Annotated in this window: 1 protein-coding gene; it reads left to right on the forward strand. The window is 45.5% G+C overall.

The window, feature by feature from the left end; genetic code table 11:
* Positions 1-435: 435 nt before the first annotated feature.
* On the forward strand, positions 436-1078 hold a 643-nt coding region (locus tag RTW80_RS25775; RefSeq protein WP_050339696.1), incomplete at its 3' end, for a QnrS family quinolone resistance pentapeptide repeat protein.

A 1078-nucleotide genomic window follows, 5' to 3' on the forward strand; every position in this document is an offset into this window, starting at 1 on the left:
CCGGGTTTTCAAAGTGACGGGAAGGGACCAGCGATGGCAGCATAGCTCACGCTGCCCCAATATTTTTTATGCTCTCGACTACCTCTTATTTTAAGAGAGTCGAAGTGTCTGGTGATCTATGGGGCCAGTCTAGCCCTCTTCCAAGTGTAGGGAGATATAGTCAAAGTTTGCTTCTCCGCCGATGAGTCCGCCCTGCGTCGGATAGTCCGATTTTTTACCGGCGAAGCACGGCTCTCCTAACCCTATCTAAAGCGAATAACTTTTTTCAACAGGGCCGCGTGCCAATGCAAGAGCGATAGGCGCTCTACGCGCCAATTTGACCACTTAAAACAGGTAAATTGAGGGGTTGTAATGTGTTGATGTAACAGGCTTTTATTTTAATGTCTTGGCATATGTATAATGGTAGTCTAGCCCTCCTGTCAACAAGGAGTACTCATGGAAACCTACAATCATACATATCGGCACCACAACTTTTCACATAAAGACTTAAGTGATCTCACCTTCACCGCTTGCACATTCATTCGCAGCGACTTTCGACGTGCTAACTTGCGTGATACGACATTCGTCAACTGCAAGTTCATTGAACAGGGTGATATCGAAGGCTGCCACTTTGATGTCGCAGATCTTCGTGATGCAAGTTTCCAACAATGCCAACTTGCGATGGCAAACTTCAGTAATGCCAATTGCTACGGTATAGAGTTCCGTGCGTGTGATTTAAAAGGTGCCAACTTTTCCCGAACAAACTTTGCCCATCAAGTGAGTAATCGTATGTACTTTTGCTCAGCATTTATTTCTGGATGTAATCTTTCCTATGCCAATATGGAGAGGGTTTGTTTAGAAAAATGTGAGTTGTTTGAAAATCGCTGGATAGGAACGAACCTAGCGGGTGCATCACTGAAAGAGTCAGACTTAAGTCGAGGTGTTTTTTCCGAAGATGTCTGGGGGCAATTTAGCCTACAGGGTGCCAATTTATGCCACGCCGAACTCGACGGTTTAGATCCCCGCAAAGTCGATACATCAGGTATCAAAATTGCAGCCTGGCAGCAAGAACTGATTCTCGAAGCACTGGGTATTGTTG

Origin of the sequence: Escherichia sp. AM3 (assembly GCF_032029835.1) — a bacterium.
In the GTDB taxonomy this organism is placed as follows: Bacteria; Pseudomonadota; Gammaproteobacteria; order Enterobacterales; family Enterobacteriaceae; genus Escherichia; species Escherichia coli.